Annotated in this window: 1 pseudogene; it reads right to left on the minus strand. The window is 66.5% G+C overall.

Annotation, left to right across the window (positions count from 1 at the left end):
• Positions 1-486 (minus strand): annotated as a pseudogene (locus tag DR046_RS23165) (transposase); the annotation flags it as partial.
• Positions 487-537: the final 51 nt, after the last annotated feature.

Below are 537 nucleotides of genomic sequence, written 5' to 3' on the forward strand. Positions count from 1 at the left end.
TCGCGTCCAGCCACAGGCAGGGCCATGTGCCCTCCAGCGGCCGCGACAGGAAGGCATTCACCCGCTCGTCGATCTCGGCGCAGAGCCGGCTGACCCGGCTCTTGGACTGCCGCCTGCGCCCATGGCCTTGACCAGATCGTCGACGGCCCTTGTCGAAACGCCGTGGACATATGCCTCCTGGATCACCGCCACCAAGGCCTTCTCGGCGGTTCTTCGCGGCTCCAGGAAGCTCGGGAAACAGCTGCCCTTCCGCAACCTGGGGATCTCCGGCGCAATCCGTCCGGCACGGGTGTCCCGATCGCGGTCACGGTATCCGTTGCGCTGAACCTCCCGCATCGGCGTTCTCGCGCCCTTGGCTGCGCCTGTCCGCCCCTCGACCTCGGCCTCCATGATCCGCTCGGCGGCAAAGGCCAGCATCTCGCGCACGAGGTCTCCGTCCGCCTGCGTCTCAACCAGCTCGATCAGCGCCAGTCTCTCTTCGGTCATCCTCATCTCCGTCTCAGCTTCCAGGTCTCGCAACCCGAACCTTCTCCGAAG

It is taken from the genome of Jannaschia formosa, assembly GCF_003340555.1.
Lineage (GTDB): Bacteria > Pseudomonadota > Alphaproteobacteria > Rhodobacterales > Rhodobacteraceae > Jannaschia > Jannaschia formosa.